At 39.9% G+C, this 23,594-nt stretch carries 24 protein-coding genes and 3 pseudogenes; 24 read left to right on the top strand and 3 right to left on the bottom strand.

Annotation, left to right across the window (positions count from 1 at the left end; all coding sequences use genetic code 11):
* The first annotated feature begins 138 nt into the window (after positions 1-138).
* Complete coding sequence (locus tag DYD17_RS06935; protein ID WP_115252945.1) at positions 139-1,056, top strand: TDT family transporter; 918 nt, start codon at positions 139-141, stop codon at positions 1,054-1,056.
* A gap of 105 nt (positions 1,057-1,161) precedes the next feature.
* Here DYD17_RS06935 and DYD17_RS06930 read toward each other — a convergent pair whose 3' ends face one another.
* On the bottom strand, positions 1,162-1,338 hold the full coding sequence (locus DYD17_RS06930; RefSeq protein ID WP_003051277.1) for a DUF3042 family protein: 177 nt from the start codon (positions 1,336-1,338) through the stop codon (positions 1,162-1,164).
* Between the two features lie 132 nt (positions 1,339-1,470).
* Between DYD17_RS06930 and miaA the strand changes: the two genes are divergently transcribed.
* The 18 genes and pseudogenes from miaA to DYD17_RS11190 all read left to right on the top strand — a co-directional run bounded on the left by miaA (position 1,471) and on the right by DYD17_RS11190 (position 17,640).
* A complete protein-coding gene (miaA, locus tag DYD17_RS06925) occupies positions 1,471-2,361 on the top strand; it encodes a tRNA (adenosine(37)-N6)-dimethylallyltransferase MiaA (RefSeq protein WP_003051270.1) in 891 nt (296 codons plus the stop codon).
* A gap of 81 nt (positions 2,362-2,442) precedes the next feature.
* Positions 2,443-3,681 carry a GTPase HflX gene (gene hflX / locus DYD17_RS06920; RefSeq protein ID WP_115252944.1) on the top strand — a complete coding sequence of 413 codons (1,239 nt, stop codon included), beginning with the start codon at positions 2,443-2,445 and terminating at the stop codon, positions 3,679-3,681.
* Positions 3,674-4,309, top strand: coding sequence for a hypothetical protein (locus DYD17_RS06915; RefSeq protein WP_003051262.1), 636 nt, complete (start codon positions 3,674-3,676; stop codon positions 4,307-4,309). The genes hflX and DYD17_RS06915 overlap by 8 nt, the downstream gene beginning before the upstream one ends.
* 14 nt (positions 4,310-4,323) lie before the next feature.
* Positions 4,324-5,253, top strand: a complete 930-nt coding sequence (gene rnz / locus DYD17_RS06910; RefSeq protein ID WP_115246119.1) for a ribonuclease Z — start codon at positions 4,324-4,326, stop codon at positions 5,251-5,253.
* Entirely contained in the window at positions 5,253-6,017 is a 765-nt protein-coding gene (locus DYD17_RS06905) for an SDR family NAD(P)-dependent oxidoreductase (RefSeq protein WP_115252943.1), read from the top strand. The genes rnz and DYD17_RS06905 overlap by 1 nt, the downstream gene beginning before the upstream one ends.
* On the top strand, positions 6,014-8,221 hold the full coding sequence (recJ, locus tag DYD17_RS06900; RefSeq protein WP_003051256.1) for a single-stranded-DNA-specific exonuclease RecJ: 2,208 nt from the start codon (positions 6,014-6,016) through the stop codon (positions 8,219-8,221). Before DYD17_RS06905 ends, recJ begins: the two co-directional genes overlap by 4 nt.
* 134 nt (positions 8,222-8,355) lie before the next feature.
* Positions 8,356-8,874 (top strand): adenine phosphoribosyltransferase, encoded by a 519-nt coding sequence (locus DYD17_RS06895; protein WP_003051253.1) that lies wholly within the window; start codon positions 8,356-8,358, stop codon positions 8,872-8,874.
* 216 nt (positions 8,875-9,090) lie between these two features.
* Positions 9,091-9,774, top strand: coding sequence for a DnaD domain-containing protein (locus DYD17_RS06890; RefSeq protein WP_115252942.1), 684 nt, complete (start codon positions 9,091-9,093; stop codon positions 9,772-9,774).
* Positions 9,771-10,427 carry an endonuclease III gene (gene nth / locus DYD17_RS06885; RefSeq protein WP_003051247.1) on the top strand — a complete coding sequence of 219 codons (657 nt, stop codon included), beginning with the start codon at positions 9,771-9,773 and terminating at the stop codon, positions 10,425-10,427. The genes DYD17_RS06890 and nth overlap by 4 nt, the downstream gene beginning before the upstream one ends.
* 71 nt (positions 10,428-10,498) lie before the next feature.
* Positions 10,499-11,185: a tRNA (adenine(22)-N(1))-methyltransferase gene (locus DYD17_RS06880; protein ID WP_003051245.1), complete on the top strand. Its 687-nt coding sequence runs from the start codon at positions 10,499-10,501 to the stop codon at positions 11,183-11,185.
* Positions 11,175-11,963 carry a Nif3-like dinuclear metal center hexameric protein gene (locus DYD17_RS06875; protein ID WP_003051243.1) on the top strand — a complete coding sequence of 263 codons (789 nt, stop codon included), beginning with the start codon at positions 11,175-11,177 and terminating at the stop codon, positions 11,961-11,963. The genes DYD17_RS06880 and DYD17_RS06875 overlap by 11 nt, the downstream gene beginning before the upstream one ends.
* A 17-nt stretch (positions 11,964-11,980) precedes the next feature.
* Positions 11,981-12,802: pseudogene (locus DYD17_RS06870) on the top strand (ZIP family metal transporter).
* Positions 12,803-12,811: 9 nt separating this feature from the next.
* The gene (locus DYD17_RS06865; protein ID WP_003051240.1) at positions 12,812-13,918 is read left to right on the top strand and encodes an NAD(P)/FAD-dependent oxidoreductase; all 1,107 of its coding nucleotides are present in this window, start codon (positions 12,812-12,814) and stop codon (positions 13,916-13,918) included.
* A 58-nt stretch (positions 13,919-13,976) separates the two neighbouring features.
* Positions 13,977-14,846 (top strand): glucose-1-phosphate thymidylyltransferase RfbA, encoded by an 870-nt coding sequence (gene rfbA / locus DYD17_RS06860; RefSeq protein WP_003051238.1) that lies wholly within the window; start codon positions 13,977-13,979, stop codon positions 14,844-14,846.
* The gene (locus tag DYD17_RS06855; protein ID WP_115252941.1) at positions 14,846-15,439 is read left to right on the top strand and encodes a dTDP-4-dehydrorhamnose 3,5-epimerase family protein; all 594 of its coding nucleotides are present in this window, start codon (positions 14,846-14,848) and stop codon (positions 15,437-15,439) included. The genes rfbA and DYD17_RS06855 overlap by 1 nt, the downstream gene beginning before the upstream one ends.
* Before the next feature lie 244 nt (positions 15,440-15,683).
* Positions 15,684-16,727, top strand: coding sequence for a dTDP-glucose 4,6-dehydratase (gene rfbB / locus DYD17_RS06850; protein WP_003051229.1), 1,044 nt, complete (start codon positions 15,684-15,686; stop codon positions 16,725-16,727).
* Positions 16,728-17,089: 362 nt separating this feature from the next.
* Positions 17,090-17,350 carry a hypothetical protein gene (locus DYD17_RS11195; RefSeq protein ID WP_226323812.1) on the top strand — a complete coding sequence of 87 codons (261 nt, stop codon included), beginning with the start codon at positions 17,090-17,092 and terminating at the stop codon, positions 17,348-17,350.
* 6 nt (positions 17,351-17,356) lie between these two features.
* Positions 17,357-17,640, top strand: a pseudogene (locus tag DYD17_RS11190) (CPBP family intramembrane glutamic endopeptidase).
* Between the two features lie 91 nt (positions 17,641-17,731).
* Here the strand turns inward: DYD17_RS11190 and DYD17_RS06840 are convergent.
* The gene (locus DYD17_RS06840; RefSeq protein ID WP_003051223.1) at positions 17,732-17,923 is read right to left on the bottom strand and encodes a hypothetical protein; all 192 of its coding nucleotides are present in this window, start codon (positions 17,921-17,923) and stop codon (positions 17,732-17,734) included.
* A 195-nt stretch (positions 17,924-18,118) separates the two neighbouring features.
* On the opposite strand from DYD17_RS06840, the gene DYD17_RS06835 reads away from it, so the two are divergent.
* The 3 genes from DYD17_RS06835 to DYD17_RS06825 are packed head-to-tail and all read left to right on the top strand — an operon-like array spanning position 18,119 to position 21,066.
* Entirely contained in the window at positions 18,119-18,598 is a 480-nt protein-coding gene (locus tag DYD17_RS06835; RefSeq protein WP_003051220.1) for an NUDIX hydrolase, read from the top strand.
* 49 nt (positions 18,599-18,647) lie between these two features.
* Positions 18,648-19,829, top strand: a complete 1,182-nt coding sequence (locus DYD17_RS06830) for an AI-2E family transporter (protein WP_115252939.1) — start codon at positions 18,648-18,650, stop codon at positions 19,827-19,829.
* Positions 19,819-21,066 (top strand): tetratricopeptide repeat protein, encoded by a 1,248-nt coding sequence (locus DYD17_RS06825; protein WP_115252938.1) that lies wholly within the window; start codon positions 19,819-19,821, stop codon positions 21,064-21,066. The genes DYD17_RS06830 and DYD17_RS06825 overlap by 11 nt, the downstream gene beginning before the upstream one ends.
* A 62-nt stretch (positions 21,067-21,128) precedes the next feature.
* Here the strand turns inward: DYD17_RS06825 and DYD17_RS06820 are convergent, their stop codons facing one another.
* Positions 21,129-22,781 carry an Rqc2 family fibronectin-binding protein gene (locus DYD17_RS06820; RefSeq protein WP_115252937.1) on the bottom strand — a complete coding sequence of 551 codons (1,653 nt, stop codon included), beginning with the start codon at positions 22,779-22,781 and terminating at the stop codon, positions 21,129-21,131.
* A gap of 272 nt (positions 22,782-23,053) precedes the next feature.
* Here DYD17_RS06820 and DYD17_RS06815 point away from each other — a divergent pair.
* Both DYD17_RS06815 and DYD17_RS06810 read left to right on the top strand, forming a co-directional pair.
* Positions 23,054-23,341: pseudogene (locus tag DYD17_RS06815) on the top strand (hypothetical protein); the annotation flags it as partial.
* A gap of 70 nt (positions 23,342-23,411) precedes the next feature.
* On the top strand, positions 23,412-23,591 hold the full coding sequence (locus tag DYD17_RS06810) for a hypothetical protein (RefSeq protein ID WP_115276436.1): 180 nt from the start codon (positions 23,412-23,414) through the stop codon (positions 23,589-23,591).
* Positions 23,592-23,594: the final 3 nt, after the last annotated feature.

Here is a 23,594-nt window from a genome sequence, read left to right as displayed (position 1 = left end):
AGTCTTTAACACTGAAAACCCTCTCTGAGATAGTGGAGCATTTGTAGATTTTGGATGTTAAAAGTAACTCTGATATGTTAAAATAGACAAGATGAGGCTACTCATAAAGACTTATTAATAGACAAGAAAAGGACTATTATGACACCTTGGAAGAATCCTCCTTTAGTAATGTCGGGATTGGCATTAGGAACCCTTTCCTTAGGCAATCTCTTGGCAACCTATTTCCCCCTATTTGGTTATCTAGGCCTCTCAGCCTCCCTATTTATCTATGGGATCTTGCTGGTCGGTATGGTCAGAAACCCTCACGAGACGAAAATGCAGTTACGACAACCTCTAATTGCTTCTGTTTTTCCAACGTTTTTTATGACAGGAATGTTGTTGGCATCTCTCTATCTAAAGGCAACGGGTGGGGAGTGGTTAGGTTATCTGGCTTGGTGGTTATTCTTTTTAGGAAATTTTATTCTGATTGTCTATTATCAGTATCGGTTTGTTTTCCCTTTTTCGTGGGATAATGTCTTTCCGTCATGGTCAGTTCTCTTTGTAGGAATTGCTATGGCAGCACTGACGGCTCCTGCTAGCAAGCAGTTTCTGTTAGGACAAGTGGTTTTTTGGGTATGCCTGTCTTTAACAGGTGTGCTTTTACCCTTTATGGCAACAAAGGCTTATAAAATTGGTCTGGCTGAAGCGGCAATGCCCAATATTTCAACGTTCTGTGCTCCTTTGTCCTTGCTGTCAGCTTCTTACTTAGTAGCCTTTTCCAAGCCGCAAGAAGGAATGATTCTCTTTCTTCTCATCAGTTCACAGGTATTATATGCTTTTGTGGTTTTGCAACTGCCTCGTTTACTCAATCGTCCCTTTAATCCCGGCTTTTCCGCTTTTACCTTTCCTTTTGTGATTAGCGCTACTTCTTTGAAAATGGCTTTAACTTTTTTAGGATGGATTGGTTGGTTATGGCAAGGGCTCTTGTTTGCTGAAGTCTTGTTGGCAACAGCCTTAGTCAGTTATGTTTACGGAGCTTACTTGAACTTCCTATTTGGCTGCAAGAAAAATAGATGACAGAAGTACTGTAACATATGTAAGTTATTTCTTAAAAACTCATTAAGATAAAGAAAAAGGCTAGCACAGTGATAGGCTAGCTTTTTTTGATTATTGTCAATCTGATTAACGAGCAACACGACGACGCGCTGCTTTTTTGCGGTTTTCTTCAACAAAAGCCGCTTTTTCTTCTTCAGGATCAATAATTGTTTTTTTAACAGCAAAGACAGCACCAGCAACGGTAGCAGCAGTTGCTAAAACACCAGTCACAAGACCCTTAACAAATTGATATTTCTTAACCATGATTATTCTCCATTTCTAGTGAAGGACCTCAGTGGTCCTTAATCTTATGTTATAATATATGGTAGCGAAAAATAAGCTATTTTTCAAGTAAAAGGCGTTTTTTGGACGCTTTTCTAATAGAAAGACAAGGAAATGACAAAAATAAAAGTAGTTGTGATTGTTGGTCCGACAGCAGTGGGAAAAACAGCACTTGGGATTGCCTTAGCTCAGGAGTTTAATGGTGAGATTATTTCAGGAGATAGTCAACAGGTCTACCGACAATTGGATATTGGTACCGCCAAAGCTACCGCGGTAGAGCAAGCAGCAGCAGTTCATCACTTAATTGATATTCGTGAGGTGACTGAGTCTTATTCGGCTTACGATTTTGTTCAAGATGCCCAAAAAGCTATTTCAGACATTGTTAGTCGTGGGAAATTACCGATTATTGTGGGGGGAACTGGTCTCTACCTTCAAAGTTTACTAGAAGGTTACCACTTAGGAGGAACAGTAGACCAAGAGGCTGTAAAAGCCTATCGGAATGAGTTAGAGCAATTATCCGACCAAGACTTGTATGAACGCTTGCAAGTCAATAATATTACTATTGAGCAGGTGAATCGCAGGCGGGCGATTCGAGCCCTTGAATTGGCTCAGTTTGCTGATAAATTAGAGAATGCCGAGACGGCTTATGAGCCGCTTATTATCGGCTTGAATGATGACCGTCAAGTGATCTATGACCGTATCAATCAGCGCGTGGATCGTATGCTTGAAAACGGCTTGTTGAAAGAAGCAAAATGGTTATATGAGCATTACCCGACTGTTCAGGCTATTCGTGGCATAGGTTATAAGGAATTATTCCCCTATTTTGCAGGTGAAATGACTTTGGCAGAAGCTAGTGATCAGTTAAAACAAAACACCAGACGCTTTGCTAAGCGCCAATTAACCTGGTTCCGTAATCGAATGTCTGTCCATTTTGAGACGATAACTGCCTCTGATTACCCAAAAGTCGTCTATGACAAGGTCAAACATTTCCTTGAGCAAGGATAAAACCTCTAGAGTAAGATTAGCAGAAACTAGTGAAGGTGTGTTATAATAAAGTTTACGGAATTTGGAGGATTGGTAAAGGTAATGATTGAGACAAAACGTCAGCAGGAGAGAGTGATTCTTTTAGGAGTCGAACTGCAGACAACAGAACATTTTGACATGTCAATGACTGAGTTAGCTAATCTGGCCAAGACTGCCGGGGCAGAAGTTGTTGGAAGTTTTACCCAAAAGCGGGAGCGCTACGATAGCAAAACTTTTATCGGTTCAGGAAAATTGGATGAGATTAAGGCGATTGTGGAAGCAGATGAGATTGATACAGTCATTGTCAACAATCGTTTGACTGCTAGACAAAATGCTAATCTAGAAACTGTTTTAGAGGTTAAAGTTATTGATCGTATGCAGTTAATCTTAGATATTTTTGCCATGCGTGCCAGAAGCCATGAGGGCAAATTACAAGTACACCTTGCCCAATTGAAGTATATGTTACCTCGCTTGGTTGGACAGGGTATCATGTTAAGTCGTCAAGCAGGTGGTATTGGGAGCCGTGGACCAGGTGAAAGCCAATTAGAATTAAACCGCCGTTCGATTCGTCATCAGATTGCTGATATTGAACGCCAATTAACTCAGGTAGAGAAAAATCGCCAAACCATTAGAGATCGTCGGGTGGGATCAGATACCTTTAAAATTGGCTTGATTGGCTACACCAATGCTGGAAAATCAACCATTATGAACTTGTTGACAGATGATAGTCATTATGAAGCCAATGAGTTGTTTGCTACCTTGGATGCGACCACAAAGCAACTCTACTTAGAAAATCAATTTCAAGCAACCTTAACGGACACCGTAGGGTTTATCCAAGATTTGCCAACAGAATTGGTGGCTGCCTTTAAATCAACCTTGGAAGAAAGCAAACATGTGGATTTGCTCTTACATGTGATTGATGCGAGTGATTCCAATCATAGCGAGCAAGAAAAGGTAGTTTTAGATCTCCTCAAAGAGTTGGACATGCTAGATATTCCACGATTAGCTGTTTACAACAAAATGGATATGGCAGAGCAGTTAAGAGCTACCGTATTTCCAAACGTTAGGGTTTCAGCGCGTTCAAAAGACAGTAAACTTCTCTTGAGACGCTTAATCATTAACCAAATTCGAGATCAGTTTGTTCCTTTTACTATCAAAGTGCATCAAGACAAGGCTTATAAGCTGTACGACTTGAATCGGGTAGCCCTTTTAGACCACTACACGTTTGACCAAGAAACCGAAGAGATATCTGGCTATATTTCCAAAAAACAGCAATGGAGACTTGACGATTTTTATGAGTGATTATATTGACTTAGCTAAAACATATGGTGGCTTTACCAATCTAGATGCTAACTATTTGAACCATCAACTAGCTGGATTAACAGATCAGCAAAAACTAGCTTTTATTACCCCACCACCCAGTGTTATCAATGCTTACTTTGCTGAAATATATCAAAAACAGTCGCCGCAGGCTGCGACTGATTATTATTTTACGCTTTCGAAGGCTCTAGGGCTCTTTGCTGACCACCCTTCCTTTGAGGAAATCAAGCCTTTTGTACGCCTCAATTTATCTGGAAAAGCTTACGGATTTGCCTATCAGAATGACAAAGAAGTAGCCCTTGTTTTTTCTGAAAAAGCAGAGCCTAAGGATCCCAACATCCTTTTTGAATTAACACAAATTTTTCCACAATACATGGTTTATGAAGATAAAGGCCAACTTAAAATGCAGGCCAAGCAGTTTGACCAAGGACAATGTGAAGACATTACGCCCGATGACGCACTCTTGACGAAGATTTACCATCTAAAAAATGATGTTGTCTTGCTTAAAGGCTTTAATGTAGATGAACTCTGTACCCTTAGTCAAGCTTTTACTGGTCAACGTTATTATGACTTTGCCCAACGAGAATTTATGATTTACATTACCCAATAGAAAGAATAGACTGAATGGAATTACAATTTTTAGGAACCGGAGCCGGTCAACCTGCCAAACAGCGCAATGTGTCAAGTCTAGTATTGAAACTCTTAGACGAAATCAATGAAGTTTGGATGTTTGATTGTGGTGAAGGAACCCAAAGACAAATTTTAGAGACGACCATCAAACCTCGCAAAATTAAAAAGATTTTTATCACCCACTTGCATGGCGATCATATTTTTGGCTTACCAGGATTCTTGTCCAGCCGTGCGTTTCAGGCTAGTGAAGAGCAAACAGATCTTGATATTTACGGCCCTGTGGGTATCAAAACCTATGTCCTGACCAGTTTGAAAATGTCAGGGTCTCGCCTTCCCTACATCATACACTTTCATGAATTTGATGAGAAATCTCTTGGCAAAATTATGGAAACAGATAAGTTTGAAGTTTATGCAGAGCGCCTGGCACACACTATCTTTTGCATGGGCTATCGAGTGGTTCAAAAAGACTTAGAAGGTACCTTGGATGCTGAAGCCTTAAAGGCAGCAGGTGTTCCTTTTGGACCCTTGTTTGGCAAGATTAAAAATGGACAGGATGTTGAGCTCGAAGACGGTCGTCTGATTTGTGCTAAAGATTTTATTTCAGCCCCTAAAAAAGGTAAAATTATTACCATTATTGGTGATACGCGAAAAACGTCTGCTAGTGTTAAACTCGCTAAAGATGCGGATGTTTTGGTTCACGAATCAACCTATGGTAAGGGTGACGAGCGTATCGCTAGAAACCATGGCCATTCCACTAACATGCAGGCAGCGCAAATCGCTCATGAAGCAGGCGCTAAACGCCTCCTACTTAATCACGTCTCTGCCCGCTTTTTAGGACGTGATTGTCGCCAAATGGAAAAGGATGCCGCAACCATATTTGAGCCTGTTAAGGTGGTCAGAGATTTAGAGGAAGTGATTATTTAATGGCACAAAGAATTATTGTTATGACAGGAGCTTCAGGAGGACTAGCTCAAGAAATTGTTAAACAGTTGCCTAAAGAAGATGGATTGATTTTTTTAGGGCGTAGTAAAGAGCGCTTAGAACATTGTTACAGGTATATTGACAACAAAGAATGCCTTGAAGTGGACATTACCTCTCCAGAAGCCATTGAGGAGATGGTTGCCCAGATTTACCGGCGTTATGGCCGTGTGGATGTTTTGATTAATAATGCTGGCTATGGAGCTTTCAAAGGTTTTGAAGAGTTTCCCGCCCAAGAAATAGCTGATATGTTTCAGGTTAACACCCTAGCAAGTATTCACTTTGCTCGCTTGATTGGTCAGCAAATGGCAGAGCAGGGACAAGGCCATCTTATTAACATTGTGTCCATGGCAGGCTTGATTGCATCCGCTAAATCGAGTATTTATTCGGCGACTAAGTTTGCTCTTATCGGATTTTCCAATGCCCTTCGCTTAGAATTAGCGGATAAAGGTGTTTACGTGACCACCGTTAATCCAGGTCCCATTGCCACCAAGTTTTTTGACCAAGCAGATCCGTCTGGCCATTATTTGGAAAGCGTTGGTAAATTTACTCTTCAACCAAATCAAGTGGCTAAGCGCTTGGTTTCCATTATCGGGAAAAATAAACGAGAATTGAATATGCCCTTTATTCTAGCGGTAACTCATCAATTCTACACTCTTTTCCCGAAACTCTCCGATTATCTTGCAAGAAAGGTATTTAATTATAAATGATTAAATCCAAATATAGTTGGAAAATAGAAGACAAGAAGCCAGATGATGGCTTCTTTAAGCTAGCAAAAGCAAAGGGCCTGTCCCAGACCGCCGCTCAGTTGATTTACGAGCGAGGGATAAGGACTGAAGAAGCCTTAGATGAGTTTTTAACAGCGGACTTATCTCAACTGCATGACCCTTATTTGCTACATGATATGGAAAAAGCTGTGTTAAGGATTCGTCAAGCCATTGAAGATGGTGAGCAGATTTTGATTTACGGCGACTATGATGCTGATGGCATGACGTCGGCATCCATTGTCAAAGAAGCCTTAGACATGATGGGAGCAGAGCCTTTGGTTTATCTTCCCAACCGCTTTACAGATGGCTACGGCCCCAACCAAAGTGTTTATAAGTACTTTATTGAGCAGGAGGCTGTCTCCTTAATTATAACAGTGGATAATGGAGTAGCTGGGCACGAAGCGATTAGCTATGCCCAGGTACAGGGAATTGATGTCATTGTAACTGACCATCATAGCCTGCCTGAAGAATTGCCAGAAGCCTTTGCTATCATTCACCCTGAGCATCCCGATGCTGACTATCCTTTTAAACACTTAGCTGGCTGTGGCGTTGCCTTTAAATTAGCAACTGCTTTGCTAGAAAGTTTGCCAACAGACTGTCTAGACTTAGTAGCTATTGGAACCATTGCTGATATGGTAAGCTTGACAGGTGAAAACCGTGTCTTGGTCAAAAATGGCTTGACCATGCTAAAACACACTGAAAGAGTGGGGTTGCAGGAACTGATGTCCTTGTCTCCTATTGATTTGGACCAATTTACGGAAGATGCTGTTGGGTTTCAGATTGCTCCCCAGTTGAATGCCTTAGGTCGTTTAGATAATCCTAATCCAGCCATCGAGCTACTGACGGGCTTTGATGATCAAGAAGCCCAAGCGATTGCCTTGATGATTAAGGAAAAAAATGAAGAGCGTAAGGCTTTGGTCCAAGACATTTTTGATCAAGCGATGGCTATGGTGGATCCTCAAAAACCAGTTCAAGTCTTAGCTCAAGCTGGTTGGCATCCAGGTGTGCTAGGTATTGTAGCGGGTCGCATTATGGAAGCCATTGGACAGACGGTTATTGTCTTAGCTATTGATAACGGTTTTGCGAAAGGCTCGGCCAGAAGTTTAGAGGCCATTAATATTTTTGAAGCCTTGAGTGGGAATCGTGATCTTTTTACAGCCTTCGGTGGACATGCTGGTGCAGCTGGGATGACTTTACCCGTGGATAATTTAGAAGCTTTATCGGACTTGCTTTGTCAGTTTGTGATAGAACATGGCTTAGATCAGACTGCTAAAAATACGTTAACTATTGATGAAAGGCTGTCTTTGGAGGATCTTAGTCTTGATACTTTAAAGAGTTTGGACAAACTAGCCCCCTATGGGATGGATCATCCTAAGCCAATCTTTTATGTTAAGGATATTAAAGTTAGTCAAGCGCGTACCATGGGTCAAGACCAGAGTCATCTTAAATTCAAAGTCAGTCAGGGTAAGACCTCCTTTGATGTTCTGGCTTTTGGTCAAGGAAGCCAACTACAAGACTTTCAACAAGCTACTGGTTTAGAGTTAGCGGTAACTTTATCCGTCAACCACTGGAATGGCAATACCAGTCTTCAACTAATGTTGGTTGACGCCCGTGTTGAAGGAGTGCAGTTGCTTGATTTACGGTCAAAAACAGCTAAACTACCCGAAGGTATTCCGACGATTGAGGAAGATCCCAATGCAACAGTTATTGTTATTAAGGAGCTTCCGGAATCTTTTAAAGACTGGCGTCATCAGTTCGCTGATAGAACCTTCGATGCCATTTATTTTAAAAATCAGATTAAGCACCCCTATTACCTAACAGGTTTTGGAAGTCGTGAACAGTTTGCTAAACTCTATAAAACCATTTACCAATTTCCAAAATTTGATGTGCGTCATAAATTGACTGACTTGAGTCGCTACTTAAACATTGACAAACTTTTATTGATTAAGCTCATTCAGATTTTTGAAGAGTTAGCTTTTGTGACGATTGAAGATGGCCTGATGACAGTTAACCCGCAAGCGCAAAAGCGAGATATTTCTGAGAGTCGTATCTACCAAGAGCTAAAAGAACTCGTGAAGTTCCAAGAAATCATGGCCTTGGCCAGTCCTCAAGAAATGTATGATTATTTAATCAATTCGAAACCATAATCATACCTGCCTTCAGATAAGAGTTAACGCGTTAATAAGGTAATAGGTAAAAGTCTTATTTTACGAAAAAAAGTTTTCGTGATATAATGAAGAGTATTTTATTTTTGGCAGCTTGCCACTAGAAAGAATTAATTATGGATTTAACAAATTACATTGCATCAATTGAAAACTACCCTAAAGAGGGTATCACTTTCCGTGACATTTCCCCCTTAATGGCGGATGGGAAAGCATATAGCTACGCTATTCGTGAAATTGCTCAGTATGCTTGTGACAAAGACATTGATATGATTGTCGGCCCAGAAGCGCGTGGCTTTATCATAGGTTGCCCTGTAGCAGTAGAACTTGGTATCGGATTTGCACCTGTTCGTAAGCCGGGTAAATTGCCAAGAGATGTGGTGTCCGCTGATTATGAAAAAGAATACGGTCTTGATACCTTAACCATGCACTCAGATGCTATCAAACCAGGTCAACGTGTGATGATTGTTGATGATTTATTAGCAACTGGTGGGACAGTAAAAGCAACTATCGACATGATTGAACAACTTGGTGGTGTGGTTGCAGGTTGTGCTTTCCTTATTGAGTTGGATGGTTTAAACGGCCGTGATGCGATTGACGACTATGATTGCAAAGTCTTAATGCAATTTCCTGGATAATAAAAAACACGGCTCAAAAAAGTACTAGAAGAGAGCATGTAGTAAAGGGATATGAAAGTGACAACTTAGAAAGTTTCCTGTTACAAAATAAGCATATTGGCTTTGCTCTTTTCGAGTCGAGTAGAATAGATTAGTCAATTGAACGAGTTTAGGTTTCTGAAATCAGTGAAGTAGCAAACGATACAGAGATTATCTTAGTCTCTTGATAGAGGAATTATGAGTTTTTTAGAACATTATAAGTCAGGTAACTTGGTCCTTCCAAGTGCCTTGCTTTTTCATTACAAAGATATTTTTAAGAGCTCAGATGATTTTTTGGTCTGGCAATTTTTCTATTTGCAAAATACGACAAAGCGTGATGATTTAGCGCCTAGTCAGATTGCTAATGCCCTTGGTAAATCAGTTGCAGACATTAACAAGGTCATTTCATCTTTGACGAGTCAAGAACTCTTGGATATGAAAACCATTGAGTTGGCTGGTGAGATTGAGATTATTTTTGACGCTAGTCCAGTCTTGGCAAAACTAGATCAACTATTGGCTAGTCAAACTTCTACCAATTCTGAACATCAAACAGAACCTAATCATTTCAAACAGTTAGTTGATGAGTTTGAACGAGAATTAGGGCGTTTTTTGAGTCCTTTCGAGTTAGAAGATTTGGAAAAATCCCTTCGTGAGGCTAAAACAGATCCAGACTTGATTCGAGAGGCCCTCAAAGAAGCTGTTTTCAATGGTAAAACCAATTGGAAATACATTCAAGCTATCTTACGCAATTGGCGAAAAGAAGGCATTGTTAACCTTAGACAAGTAGAAGAGCGTAAACGGGCAAGAGAAGATCAGAATGCTTCTCAAGTAAACGTGTCTGATGATTTTTTGGCAGCCATGAACCTTTGGAGTGACTCATGAAAATAGGAAAGGAACGCTTACGTAAAGTTTTAGCCTTAATTGCTGAGATGTTCCCGGAAGCTAAAGGGGAGTTGGATTGGGAAACTCCGTTTCAACTTTTAATTGCTGTGATTCTATCAGCACAGACTACTGACAAAGCAGTTAATAAAGTCACACCAGCCCTTTGGGCTAGATATCCTGAAATAGAAGATTTAGCCTCTGCAAATGTGACTGATGTTGAAAATTGTCTGCGAACCATCGGCCTCTATAAAAATAAAGCTAAAAATATCATTAAGACAGCTCAAGCTATGTTAACCAACTTTGGTGGTCAAGTGCCAAAAACACACAAAGAACTAGAATCTTTGCCAGGAGTCGGTCGTAAAACCGCTAATGTTGTCTTGGCAGAAGTATATGGTGTGCCAGCAATTGCAGTAGACACTCATGTCTCAAGGGTTGCCAAACGCTTGAATGTGTCAGCTCCTAATGCAGATGTGACTGAGATTGAGCAAGATTTGATGGCTAAAATCCCTAAAAAAGATTGGATTATCACGCATCATCGTTTGATTTTCTTTGGTCGCTATCATTGCTTGGCTAAAAATCCAAAATGTGCGATTTGTCCCGTCCAAACTTATTGCAAATACTATAAGGATACTTATGGGAAAAAGAAAGCCTAATCTTGGGCTTTCTTTTGTTATGATGAGAATTTTGCTATAATAAAAGCATTACAATTTAGAAAGAAGTCAAGATGGAAAGTCATTTATCAAACCGTTTAGCCCAAGTTGCAGCATATGTTCCTAAAAGGGCCAAGCTTTTAGATGTTGGCAGCGACCATGCCTACCTTCCTATATTTTTAGTGGAGAGCAATCAGATTTCTGCAGCTATCGCTGGTGAAGTGGTCAAAGGACCATATGAGTCTGCTCTTAAAAATGTTAGTCAGTCAGGTCTTTGCGAGCAGGTTGAGGTTCGTTTAGCTAATGGATTAGCAGCTTTTGAAGAGGTTGACCACGTAACAACCATTACCATTTGTGGTATGGGAGGGCGTTTAATTGCTGATATTTTAGAAGCAGGTAAGGAAAAATTGCAGGGCATTGAACGCCTGATTTTGCAACCTAATAACAGAGAGGATGATTTACGGACCTGGTTATCAGCTAACGCTTTTAGGATAGTTGCCGAAACGATTATGACTGAAAATGACAAATATTATGAAATTATCGTAGCTGAGCCTGGCAGCCAGAAACTATCAGCCAATGACTTACGATTCGGCCCCTTCTTAAGTCGTGAACAATCGGCTGTTTTTATTGGAAAATGGCAGCGAGAGCTGGAGAAGTTAGCTTACGCCTTGTCCTGTGTTCCAGAAACTAATCGGGATGACCGCGCAGCTATTCAACAAAAAATCAACCAAATAGAAGAGGTGATCAAACATGAAAGCTAGAACCCTAATTGATGCCTACGAAGCCTTTTGTCCCTTAAATCTTTCGATGGAGGGGGATGTGCGTGGGTTACAAATTGGTAGTCTTGATAAGGATATCCACAAAGTTATGGTTACCTTAGATATCCGTGAACAAACCGTAGCTGAGGCTATTGCCAAAGGTGTTGATTTAATCATTACCAAGCATGCTCCGATTTACAAAGGGGTTAAAGACCTTGTCTCTTCACCTCAGCGTGATATTCTTCTAAATTTGGTTAAGCATGATATTGCTGTGTATGTCAGCCATACCAACATTGATATTGTACCAGGTGGGCTAAACGATTGGTTTTGTGATCTGCTCGAAATCAAGGAGACGACTGATCTATCTGAAACAAAAGAGGGGTTTGGCATCGGTCGTATCGGAACTGTTGAGCAGCAATCGTTAGAAGAATTGGCAAGTAAAGTCAAACGAATCTTTAACTTAGATGCGGTGCGGATCGTGCGCTACGATAAAGCAAATCCTTTGGTGTCAAAGGTTGCCATTTGTGGTGGAAGTGGTGATGATTTTTATCCTGCTGCCTTACAAAAAGGTGCAGATGTATACATCACAGGGGATATTTATTATCATACAGCACAGGAGATGCTGACAGAAGGGGTAATGGGAATTGACCCGGGGCATCACATTGAAGTGCTGTTTACGGAGAAAATAAGGGAGAAACTCCAAGGCTGGAAAGAAGAGAACGATTGGGATGTCAGCATTATTTCAAGTGAAGCTTCAACCAATCCGTTTAGCCATTTGTAGGAGATTGAGGAATTAAGATGGATTGGCTATTATCACAAAATCTAGTATTACTAGCATTTTTAGCCGGACTTTTTACTTGGGGTTGTACTATTTTAGGAGCGGCTATCGTCTTCTTTTTCAGGAACATTAGTCATAAATTATTAGATATTATGATGGGCTTTGCGGCTGGTGTCATGATTGCGGCATCTTTTTGGTCGCTTTTAGAACCATCTATTGCCTATGCAAAGGCTGACGGTAGTATTTGGTCTTGGTTTCCAGCGGCTTTTGGTTTTTTACTTGGTGGTCTTTTTATTAGATCCATAGACGCCATTGTACCGCATTTACATCTCGACAAAGAGGTCTCAGATGTGGAAGGTTTGCAGCCACCTAAAAAATTGTCTAAGACAGCTCTGTTGTTTTTAGCCATTACGATTCACAATATTCCAGAAGGTTTGGCAGTTGGGGTGACTTTTGGAGCCTTGGCTTATGGTAAGGCCTTAACATCAGCCTTGTTAGGCGCTTTAGGATTAGCGATTGGTATTGGGTTGCAGAACATCCCAGAAGGTGCAGCTTTATCTATTCCTATTCGTGCTGATGGCAAGTCACGTTTAAAAGCTTTTTATTGAGGTGCTATGTCAGCTATTGTGGAGCCAATTGGGGCTGTTGTAGGAGCAGCCTTGGTCTTGTTGATGCTTTCGGTTTTGCCTTATGCCCTATCTTTTGCAGCAGGGGCTATGATTTTTGTGGTGGTGGAAGAATTGATTCCAGAATCGCAAACCAACGGTAACACAGACGTGGCAACCCTAGGTTTAATGCTAGGTTTCGTGATTATGATGGTGATGGATGTCGCATTAGGATAGGATAAACAGATGAAAATAGCCATTATTGGGGCGGGGATTGTAGGATCAACCGCTGCTTATTATTTACAACAAAGTGGTCAAAAAGAAGTTACTCTTTTTGACCATGGTCAAGGACAAGCTACTAAGGCTGCTGCTGGTATTATTAGTCCTTGGTTTTCAAAGCGTCGCAATAAAGTTTGGTACCGCATGGCTCGTTTAGGAGCCGATTTTTATCAACAGTTAGTCAGCGACTTACAGACTGATGGCTTTGCAACGGATTTTTACCAGCAAAATGGGATTTACTTATTAAAAAAGCAAGAGGAGAAGTTAAAAGATCTTTATCAATTAGCTTTAAGTAGACAAGAAGAATCTCCTTTAATCGGTCATTTGGAAGTAAAAAAACGTGAGGAGATACAAGAGGCATTTCCAGGCTTAGTTGGTTTTGACAGTTGTCTGTACGCTTCAGGAGCTGCTAGGGTTGAAGGGGCTACTTTATGTGAGACGTTACTCAAGGCTAGTGGTTACCCTGTTATTCGGCAGAAAGTCACTCTGAAACAGCAAGGAAGTGGGTATGAGATTGCTGGTCATTATTTTGATCAGGTCATTCTGGCAGCAGGAGCATGGTTACCTGACTTATTGATGCCTTTAGGTTATCAGGTTGATGTGCGACCACAAAAGGGACAACTCTTGGATTATGGCGTTCATCATGTCATCAGCGACAATTATCCCGTTGTTATGCCAGAAGGTGGAATAGACCTTATTCCTTTTAATCAAGGTAAGATTTCTGTTGGTGCGAGTCATGAAAATGATAAAGGTTATGATTTGGAGCCTGATTGGCAGGTCTTAAAAAAACTTGAAATGCAAGCTCTCGCTTATTTGCCGTTATTAAAAGAAGCTAATCAAAAATCATGTCGTGTAGGGATAAGAGCTTATACCAGTGATTATTCTCCTTTTTATGGTCAGGTTCCAGGATTGAAGAACCTTTATACAGCTAGTGGTTTAGGGTCATCGGGATTAACAGTTGGACCTTTGATTGGCTATGAATTAGCTCAATTATTGCTAGGATACGAAGGACTTTTAACGGCTAGCGACTATTCCCCTGATCCTTACCTTTGGCGGTCTACTGGTAAAGCGTGACACTGCTTTCAAAAAATGATAGAATAATAGGGTATATAGAAGAATAGGAGCACTACGTATGAAAGGTATTATTCTTGCAGGAGGTTCAGGGACACGCTTGTATCCACTGACTCGTGCCGCATCTAAACAGTTGATGCCCATTTATGACAAACCAATGATTTATTACCCATTGTCAACCTTGATGTTGGCAGGGATTAAAGATATTTTAATCATTTCAACCCCTCAAGATCTTCCTCGTTTCGAAGAATTACTAGGGGATGGGTCAGAATTTGGCATTAACTTATCCTATAAGGAACAGCCAAGCCCAGATGGTTTAGCACAAGCTTTCATTATTGGAGAGGAATTTATTGGTGATGACCGTGTTGCTCTTATTTTAGGAGATAATATTTACCATGGTAATGGCCTCACTAAAATGCTTCAAAAGGCAGCTGCCAAAGAAAAAGGAGCCACCGTTTTTGGTTATCAAGTGAAGGACCCTGAGCGCTTTGGAGTGGTGGAATTTGATGAGAAGATGAATGCTATCTCTATCGAAGAAAAACCAGAAGTGCCTAAGTCCCACTTTGCAGTGACTGGACTTTATTTCTATGACAATGACGTGGTAGAAATTGCTAAAAACATTAAACCAAGTGCGCGTGGTGAGTTGGAAATTACAGACGTCAACAAGGCTTACTTGGATCGTGGTGACCTCTCCGTTGAATTGATGGGGCGTGGTTTTGCATGGCTAGACACTGGAACGCATGAAAGTCTTCTTGAAGCGGCTCAATATATTGAAACAGTTCAACGTTTGCAAAACGCTCAAGTGGCAAATCTGGAAGAAATTGCCTATCGCATGGGTTACATCAGTAAAGAAGATGTCCATGAATTGGCGCAGTCTTTAAAGAAAAACGAATACGGGCAATACTTGCTTCGTTTGATTGGAGAAGCTTAATGACAGAAACTTTTTTTGACAAACCATTGGCTTGCCGAGAAATCAAAGAAATCCCAGGCTTATTAGAGTTTGATATTCCTGTTCGTGGGGATAATCGTGGCTGGTTTAAAGAAAATTTCCAAAAAGAAAAAATGCTGCCAATTGGCTTTCCAGAACATTTTTTTGAGGAAGGAAAACTACAAAACAACGTTTCTTTTTCACGTCAGCATGTGCTACGTGGACTTCATGCTGAACCTTGGGATAAATACATCTCAGTTGCTGATGATGGCAAGGTTTTAGGAGCTTGGGTTGATCTTCGTGAGGGAGACACATTTGGAAACGTCTACCAGACAGTGATTGATGCTTCGAAAGGAATTTTTGTTCCTAGAGGGGTTGCTAACGGCTTCCAAGTTCTTTCAGAGACTGTCTCTTACAGTTATCTTGTCAATGACTACTGGGCTCTTGACTTGAAACCTAAGTATGCTTTTGTAAACTATGCTGACCCAAGTCTTGGGATTACTTGGGAAAATCTAGCAGCTGCAGAAGTTTCCGAAGCAGATAAAAACCATCCTCTTCTTAGTGATGTCAAACCACTGAAACCAGAAGACTTATAAGGAAATAACATACTCAGATGATTGGAATTAATCATTTGAGACGGATATGAGGGGAAGTTAGTCTTCTCTATTTCAGGCAACAAGCCACAACTAAAAATGATGAAAGGAAAGTTCAGTTTCTCTCTTTGAGCTGAACATGGGACTCAAATCTTAGAAAAGAGATACCTTTTTAGGAGTAACATCTCCCTTAGAGTTATTTACTTTTAATAGATTTTTTCGGAAACGAAAGGTCCCTTTGTATCTTATGTATAAAAATATTATCGTAACCGGTGGGGCAGGTTTCATCGGTTCTAACTTTGTACACTATGTCTATAACAATCATCCAGAGGTACATGTGACGGTCCTTGACAAATTAACATACGCTGGGAATAGAGCTAATATTGAAGAAATTTTAGGGGATCGCGTTGAGTTGGTAGTTGGAGATATTGTCGATGCAGAATTGGTTAATGAATTAGCCGCAAAAGCGGATGCGATTGTGCATTACGCGGCTGAAAGCCACAATGACAATTCTCTCAACGATCCAAGTCCCTTTATTCACACGAATTTTATTGGCACCTATACCTTGTTAGAGGCTGCGCGTCACTACAATATTCGTTTCCACCATGTATCAACAGATGAAGTTTATGGAGATCTTCCTTTGCGCGAAGATCTTCCAGGACATGGTGAGGGACCAGGTGAAAAATTTACAGCGGATACGAACTACAATCCAAGCTCACCTTATTCTTCAACTAAGGCTGCTTCAGACCTTATTGTTAAAGCTTGGGTGCGTTCTTTCGGTGTGAAAGCAACCATTTCAAATTGTTCCAATAACTACGGACCTTACCAGCACATTGAGAAATTTATTCCTCGCCAAATCACCAATATTTTATCAGGCATCAAGCCAAAATTATACGGTGAAGGGAAAAATGTCCGTGATTGGATTCATACTAATGATCATTCTACAGGAGTATGGGCAATCTTGACAAAAGGTCAAATTGGGGAAACTTATCTGATAGGTGCCGATGGTGAAAAAAATAACAAGGAAGTGCTTGAACTTATTCTTGAGAAGATGGGGCAACCTAAAGATGCTTATGATCATGTGACTGATCGTGCCGGTCATGATTTGCGTTATGCTATTGACTCTACTAAGCTTCGTGAGGAGCTTGGCTGGGAGCCACAGTTTACCAATTTCTCAGAAGGTTTAGAAGATACCATCAAATGGTATACAGATCACGAAGATTGGTGGAAAGCTGATAAGGAAGCTGTTGAGGCCAATTATGCCAAGACTCAAACAGTTATCCAAAAATAAGGTTTAGAGAGAACATACCCCTTAGTGATGCGGGAAGCCCTATCGCTAAGGGGTTTTGCTATTTTGTTTTCCATAGCTCAAATAGTCTTTCTCAATCGTAAAAAGGGAATAGTAGTAGTTCGTTGTTATTGTAATAGTAATACGATACAATAGAGTTCTAGAAGTGAGGAAAATGCGAAGGAGAGAGTCTGTTTAAACACCTTTTAGAACAAGAGTTAAGTTGGCAAGGAGGAAAAGATTCTCCAATCAAATGGTATTTTGGATTAGGATTACTTATTTTTTACCATATAGTGACGATTATTGTTGATCAGTTAGCAGTGGCTCTTATACCGATAGTCTATCAAAATGTGGAACCTGGCACGGTGCCCTACCAAGAATTCTTAAACACAACCTCGCTGCCTCTTATTATAGGGCAGGTATTGTGGGCAATCAGCGTTTACGGAATTTTTAATGCCTGTGGCATGCGTTTTTTCACTGAAGGAAAATGGCAGAAGTCATTTATCTGGGTGCTATTAGCAGGACTTGTCGCCAACCAAGTTATTCAAATGGTGTCAGAATGGTTACCAATTGGAGAAACTGCTAATCAAGTCCTCTTAAATCAAAGTCTTTTTCAAACTTCCTAGCCCCAATTGATTCTTGTATATGTTATCTTAAATCCATTTTTGGAAGAACTTGTCATGCGTGGGTTAGTGATGCGATATATCTTGCCTAAGTACCCATATGTAGCAATAATAGTTTCCGCTTGGCTTTTTGCAGGCATGCATTACACCACGAGTTGGATACATAGTTTTTATATATGGCAAGTGGCCTTGTTTTTGCTTATTCCTACTACAAAACCAATCGTTTAATAGTCCCTATCAGTATACATGTGGTCACCAAACTTATTACCCTTTTATTCATTGCGAATGGTTAAATAAAGATATCAAAAAAGAGGCAAGATTAGCCTTTAAAAACCAGAGATTTTTGAGGCTGCTCTTTTCCTCTTTCTTTTTGAATAAGATTTCTTATTTGCCAAACAGGCCTTTTACTTTCTTGAGAGCATCATTGACCATATCATTGCCTTCCAGCATTGTTTTGGCTTTGTCAAAGTAGTCTCCTAACTTTTCTTTATGGTCCTCAAGAAAGGTTTTAGCAGCTGCAAAATCTTTTTTAGCGATTAATTCCTTGATGTGCTCAAATAATTCTTGTGGGTTCATTTCTTTTCCTCTCTTTCTTAAGTTGCTTTCATTTAATCATAAGACTCTTTTTTTAGCAAGTGTTTGCGTTGAAAGAGTGAAAGGCATCATCTCTCTGTTACCTTGCTTGATTCAACGCTTGTTCCAATCATAAAATAATAGCATATTTTTCAGAGATTGGTATAATAGAAACAAAGATGGAAAGGAAAGAGACAGATGACCCAATTGGCAACTATTTGTTATATTGATAATGGCGAGTCCTTGCTATTATTACACCGCAATAAAAAAGAAAATGATGTCCACGAAGGGAAGTGGATTTCAGTAGGAGGCAAGCTTGAAGCAGGGGAGACTCCAGATGAGTGTGCCCGTCGTGAGATTCTAGAGGAAACCCATTTGACCGTTACAGAGATGGCTTTTAAAGGAATCATTACTTTTCCAGAATTCACACCAGGTCATGATTGGTATACCTATGTTTTTAAAGTAACAGGATTTGAAGGGGAGCTTATTTCGGATGCTGACTCACGAGAGGGAACCTTGGAATGGGTGCCTTACGAACAAGTATTGGAAAAACCGACATGGGAAGGGGATTATGACATTTTTAAATGGATTTTAGAGGATTGCCCCTTTTTTTCTGCCAAATTTACCTACAATGAAACTAACCAACTTATTGAGAAATCCGTCACCTTTTATGACTGAGTACTGTTTACATCCCCTTTAGTTTTCAACAGAAAGGAACCTTATCTTAATGCCCTTAACACCCAACACCTCTAAAACAGATAGTTTGTTTTATAAGTGGATTTTAAATAATCAAGCAGTGATGGCCCTTGTAATCACCCTTTTAGTTTTTCTAACGATTTTTGTCTTTACGAAAATTTCGTTTTTGTTTACTCCAGTGATTTCTTTTTTTGCGGTCATCATGTTACCCTTGGTCATTTCAACCATTCTGTATTATTTAACCAAGCCCCTCGTTGACTTGATTAATCGTTTGGGTCCTAGTCGGACAACCTCTATATTTATTGTATTTGGCTTAATCATTTTACTCTTTGTCTGGGCGATTTCAGGGTTTGTGCCAATGGTACAGACTCAACTTACCAGCTTTATTGAAGATCTCCCAAAATATGTTGGTAAGGTCAACAACGAAGCTAATAAACTTCTTGAAAATGAATGGCTAGTTAGCTACAAGCCTCAGTTACAGGATATGCTTGCTAATACCAGCCAAAAAGCTCTTGATTATGCGCAAAGCTTTTCAAAAAATGCCATTGACTGGGCTGGTAATTTTGCAGGTGCCATTGCTCGAATTACCGTTGCCATCATTATTTCACCTTTTATTCTTTTTTATTTTTTACGAGATAGTGGCAAGATGAAAAATGGTTTGGTTAATGTTTTACCAATTAAATTACGTGTGCCTATGGCCCGGGTATTGGGGGATATTAACAAGCAATTATCAGGCTATGTTCAAGGACAAGTAACGGTGGCTATTGTTGTCGGCTTTATGTTTTCTATCATGTTTAGTCTTGTAGGTCTTAAATATTCCATTACGTTCGGGATCATCGCAGGCTTTCTCAATATGATTCCCTACTTAGGGAGTTTTCTAGCCATGATTCCTGTCATTATTATGGCTATGGTGCAGGGGCCGTTGATGTTAGTCAAAGTTCTTGTGATTTTTATGATTGAGCAAACCATTGAAGGCCGTTTTGTGGCACCGCTTGTTCTTGGAAATAAGCTGAGCATTCATCCGATTACGATCATGTTCTTATTGTTGACTGCAGGATCAATGTTTGGCGTTTGGGGTGTCTTCTTAGTCATTCCGATTTATGCTTCTGTCAAGGTTGTGGTGAAAGAATTGTTTGACTGGTATCAAAAAGTTAGCGGCCTGTATGATGAAGAAGTCCTAGTGGTTGAGGAGGTTACTGACCATGTTGAGTAGTGAAAAAATGATTGCTTCCTTGGACCAACAAGACTTAGCACATGCGGAGAAATATTTTCAAAAGGCTTTGAAAGAAGATGATGAGGAAACCTTGATTGCACTCGGAGAATATTTAGAAAGTATTGGTTTTTTGCCACATGCCAAACGTCTTTACCTACAATTGGCTGATGACTATCCTGAACTTAATATTAATTTGGCGCAAATCGCTGCTGAAGATGATGCTATGGAAGAAGCTTTTCTCTATTTGGACAAGATTCCAAAAGACAGTCCCGATTATTTGTCAGCTCTTTTAGTCATGGCTGACCTCTATGATATGGAAGGGTTGACAGATGTGGCGCGCGAGAAATTACTTCAAGCAGCAGCGATCAGCCCAGAGCCATTGATTATTTTTGGCTTGGCAGAAATTGACATGTCCTTACAGTATTTTAAGGAAGCTATTGATTACTATGCGCAGTTAGATAATCGTCATATTCTTGAATTGACAGGCATTTCTACTTACCAACGCATTGGACGAGCCTATGCCAGTTTAGGTAAATTTGAGGTAGCCATCGAATTTTTAGAAAAAGCAGTAGCGATTGAGTATAAAGATGAAGCTGTTTTTGAACTGGCTACCCTCTTATATGATCAAGAGAATTACCAAAAAGCTAACTTATATTTCAAACAGTTGGAGACCATTAACCCTGATTTTCCTGGTTATGAATATGGTTATGCCTTGAGCCTTCATGAGGAACATAAAACACAAGATGCCTTGCGTTTGGCCCAACAAGGACTTCGCAAAAATGCATTTGACAGTCACTTATTATTGTTAGCGTCACAATTGTCTTATGAGCTACATGATAGTCAAAATGCTGAACGTTATCTTCTTCAAGCTAATGAAGTAGCAGATGATGATGAAGAGATTCTGATGCGACTGGCCACGCTTTATTTTGAAGCGAATCGTTTTGAAGACGTTGTTGCGCTTGACTATGATACTATTGACAATGTTTTGACTAAATGGACGATTGCCAAAGCTTATCATGCCTTGGAGCAAGAAGAAAAAACCTTGTCTCTCTATAAGGAAATTGCGGAAGATTTAGCAGAAAATCCGGAATTTTTACAAGACTATGCTTATCTATTGAGAGAATTCGGTGAGCTGACTAAGTCAGTTAAGGTGACTACCCATTATCTCAATCAGGTGCCTGATGATGTCAATATGCAAGCATTTTTAGACCATCTAAATGATCAATTATTAGAATAACAAAACAGTCCTCTATCTGGGAGTCATTTCCCATCAGAGGACTGTTTTTAGTCTGTTAAGCCTTATTGTAATTTCATGGAGAGGATTTTATCCTCGTCAGGTGTTACGCGCAAGGTTCTTTGTCCAGTATAAGTCACAAATCCTGGTTGTGCGCCACTTGGTTTGTGAAGTTTTTTAGCTTCAATCATATCGACCTGAACGAGGTTTGATAATCTGGCTTTAGAGTAATAGGCTGCTAATTCGGCAGCGTCCGTTTTAACCTCGTCGCTTGGATCAAGGTTGTCCTTAATAAGGACGTGACTTCCAGGGATATCCTTGGCATGAAACCAGAGTTCCCCTTTTTTAGCCATCTTAAAGGTCAGCTCCTCATTTTGAAGGTTGTTACGCCCAACCATGAGAATGGTTTTCCCATCTGTAGCTAGGTATTGCTCAGGCTTTTTACGTTTGTGTCGTTTGTCACGGTGGCGACTTTTCAAAAAGCCAGCTTGATATAACTCTTCCCGAATATCTTCAATATCTTCGATACTTACTTGGGACAAATTGTAGTCCACACTCTCAAAATACGCAATACTTTGCTTGGTATCGGTAATCAATCCAGATAAGTGTTTGACAGCTTCTTTTAGCTTTTGGTATTTTTTAAAATAACGTTGAGCATTTTGATTGGGTGTTAGTGCCTTGTCTAAGGCAATCTCAATCTTTTCGCCTGTGTAATAATTGTCTAACACCACGGAGTCCTGGTTATTAGGAACCATACTGAGGTAAGTGGTTAACAGCTCACCTTTTTGGCGGAACAACTCAGCGTTTTCCGTAGCCAAAAGTTCAGCTTCTTGTTTTCTTAGTTTGTTGCGATTTTTTTCTAGTTCATTTTGTACACGGTGAATCAAGTCACTCGCTTGCTGATTGATACGGTCACGCTCAGCTTTATCTTGATAAAAGTGATCAAGCATCTCTGATAAAGTCTCAAACGTTGCTTGGCTCTCTGAGAAAAGAACTGGTGCAAAAGAGGTATTGGTTAAACTTGCTTGAGTAGGTCTAGCAAAAAACTCACGGAACCGTTTTAATTTATCTGTTGTCAGAAGTTCAACCAATTCTTTTGCAGTGTCTCGCCCTAATCCTTGAAAATAGTGTTGTAAGCTTTTAACAGATAGATCTTGTGTTTGAAGGATTTCAAATAAAGGCATATCAGAAATCGTAAAAGGATTGACAGCACCTGTTTTAGGAGGCTCAATATAGGTAGAGCCTGGTAAAATGGTACGGTAAGAGTTTTGTGAAAAGCCAACATGCTTAATGGATTCGATGATTTTATTTTCCGAACGGTCCACTAGGATGATATTACTGTGTTTCCCCATGATTTCAATAATTAACGTGGCTTGAATAGCATCGCCAATTTCATTTTTGTTGGACACTTTAAGCTCAATAATACGGTCATTTTCAATCTGTTCTAACTGCTCAATGACTGCACCCTGAAGGTACTTGCGCATAATCATGGTAAAGGTATTTGGGACTTGGGGGTTTTGAAAGTCTGCTTGGGTGATTTGTACCCTTCCAAAAACGGGATGAGCAGACAATAACAATTTATAATTTTGGCGGTGGTTACGAATAGTTAAAACCAGTTCGCGCTCAAAGGGTTGATTGACCTTTTGAATACGCCCGTAAAGCAAGCTCTCTTTTAATTCTTTGGTTAAATGGTGTAAGAAAAAGCCGTCAAAAGACATGGTTTCTCCTTTCTGAATTCTAATCTCTTCATTATACCACAAATGCTTGACTAAAAATATGGACGGTAAGTGTCTAGAGTTTTGTGAAACGAAAAAATTAAATATCCTTATAGCTTAAGAGAACGAGAAATCGTTCTCTTTTTCGTTTGTCATAATTATTGAAACCAAGGATAAAGTGATTTCTCTCAGTAATGCCTCAATTGATAAACTTGTAACCACTTGACCCCTAATTTGAGCAGTTATGCTTTAAACGAGTAGAAAGGTATTAATGAATGTCAAACAATTTAGAAATAGTTATGGATATAGACACCTTAGAAATATTTGAAGTAATAGATCTTGATAACGAGGAAGAAGTAGTAGCTAAAGATACTAAGGATTTTACTGAAGAAGTAAAAGAATCACCGTATGATGACCTAAATAGAGTTTGGCTGTGTAGTGGCTATTATTACAATTCCTCCAGTTTGCTTTTAGAAGTAGAGAGAGATGGAGTCATTCATGAACGGAGTCCTAAAAATAAACACGGCACTTACCCATACTACCAACATGCTAGAGACGGAACCTGAGAGAAGTAAATCAATTAGAAAATAGTATGTGAATACTAAGGTGAGAGTTGAAAGGGAAGGAGAATTTATGGCATCAAAACAATCTTCGATGGCACAATTAACCAAAAATATGATGGTCGTCGACCTCATGAAACAAACAGGTTGGCCAAGAGAAAGAGTCCTTAAAGCCTTAGAATGGCTAGAAGTAGAAAAGACGATTCAGTTTTCTGGTAATGGCAATTTTCATTTAAGAGTTTTCGAGGGGTGACAC

The sequence above is a fragment of the Streptococcus dysgalactiae subsp. dysgalactiae genome (genome assembly GCF_900459225.1).
Classification (GTDB): Bacteria; Bacillota; Bacilli; order Lactobacillales; family Streptococcaceae; genus Streptococcus; species Streptococcus dysgalactiae.
The sequence above is the reverse complement of the archived record's forward strand: the minus strand, read 5'-3'. Positions and strand labels throughout refer to the sequence as shown.

Excerpts from the sequence above, each read along its gene's own strand:
- hflX (WP_115252944.1), top strand. The coding sequence starts at position 2,443 with ATGATTGAGACAAAACGTCAGCAGGAGAGAGTGATTCTTTTAGGAGTC.
- DYD17_RS06865 (WP_003051240.1), top strand. The coding sequence starts at position 12,812 with ATGAAAATAGCCATTATTGGGGCGGGGATTGTAGGATCAACCGCTGCT.
- nth (WP_003051247.1), top strand. The coding sequence starts at position 9,771 with ATGAAAATAGGAAAGGAACGCTTACGTAAAGTTTTAGCCTTAATTGCT.
- DYD17_RS06840 (WP_003051223.1), bottom strand. The coding sequence starts at position 17,923 with ATGAACCCACAAGAATTATTTGAGCACATCAAGGAATTAATCGCTAAA.
- rfbB (WP_003051229.1), top strand. The coding sequence starts at position 15,684 with ATGTATAAAAATATTATCGTAACCGGTGGGGCAGGTTTCATCGGTTCT.
- DYD17_RS06890 (WP_115252942.1), top strand. The coding sequence starts at position 9,091 with ATGAGTTTTTTAGAACATTATAAGTCAGGTAACTTGGTCCTTCCAAGT.
- DYD17_RS06930 (WP_003051277.1), bottom strand. The coding sequence starts at position 1,338 with ATGGTTAAGAAATATCAATTTGTTAAGGGTCTTGTGACTGGTGTTTTA.
- DYD17_RS06875 (WP_003051243.1), top strand. The coding sequence starts at position 11,175 with ATGAAAGCTAGAACCCTAATTGATGCCTACGAAGCCTTTTGTCCCTTA.
- miaA (WP_003051270.1), top strand. The coding sequence starts at position 1,471 with ATGACAAAAATAAAAGTAGTTGTGATTGTTGGTCCGACAGCAGTGGGA.
- DYD17_RS06915 (WP_003051262.1), top strand. The coding sequence starts at position 3,674 with ATGAGTGATTATATTGACTTAGCTAAAACATATGGTGGCTTTACCAAT.
- DYD17_RS06835 (WP_003051220.1), top strand. The coding sequence starts at position 18,119 with ATGACCCAATTGGCAACTATTTGTTATATTGATAATGGCGAGTCCTTG.
- recJ (WP_003051256.1), top strand. The coding sequence starts at position 6,014 with ATGATTAAATCCAAATATAGTTGGAAAATAGAAGACAAGAAGCCAGAT.
- DYD17_RS06895 (WP_003051253.1), top strand. The coding sequence starts at position 8,356 with ATGGATTTAACAAATTACATTGCATCAATTGAAAACTACCCTAAAGAG.
- DYD17_RS06880 (WP_003051245.1), top strand. The coding sequence starts at position 10,499 with ATGGAAAGTCATTTATCAAACCGTTTAGCCCAAGTTGCAGCATATGTT.
- DYD17_RS06820 (WP_115252937.1), bottom strand. The coding sequence starts at position 22,781 with ATGTCTTTTGACGGCTTTTTCTTACACCATTTAACCAAAGAATTAAAA.
- rfbA (WP_003051238.1), top strand. The coding sequence starts at position 13,977 with ATGAAAGGTATTATTCTTGCAGGAGGTTCAGGGACACGCTTGTATCCA.
- rnz (WP_115246119.1), top strand. The coding sequence starts at position 4,324 with ATGGAATTACAATTTTTAGGAACCGGAGCCGGTCAACCTGCCAAACAG.
- DYD17_RS06855 (WP_115252941.1), top strand. The coding sequence starts at position 14,846 with ATGACAGAAACTTTTTTTGACAAACCATTGGCTTGCCGAGAAATCAAA.
- DYD17_RS06830 (WP_115252939.1), top strand. The coding sequence starts at position 18,648 with ATGCCCTTAACACCCAACACCTCTAAAACAGATAGTTTGTTTTATAAG.
- DYD17_RS06810 (WP_115276436.1), top strand. The coding sequence starts at position 23,412 with ATGGCATCAAAACAATCTTCGATGGCACAATTAACCAAAAATATGATG.
- DYD17_RS06905 (WP_115252943.1), top strand. The coding sequence starts at position 5,253 with ATGGCACAAAGAATTATTGTTATGACAGGAGCTTCAGGAGGACTAGCT.
- DYD17_RS06825 (WP_115252938.1), top strand. The coding sequence starts at position 19,819 with ATGTTGAGTAGTGAAAAAATGATTGCTTCCTTGGACCAACAAGACTTA.
- DYD17_RS06935 (WP_115252945.1), top strand. The coding sequence starts at position 139 with ATGACACCTTGGAAGAATCCTCCTTTAGTAATGTCGGGATTGGCATTA.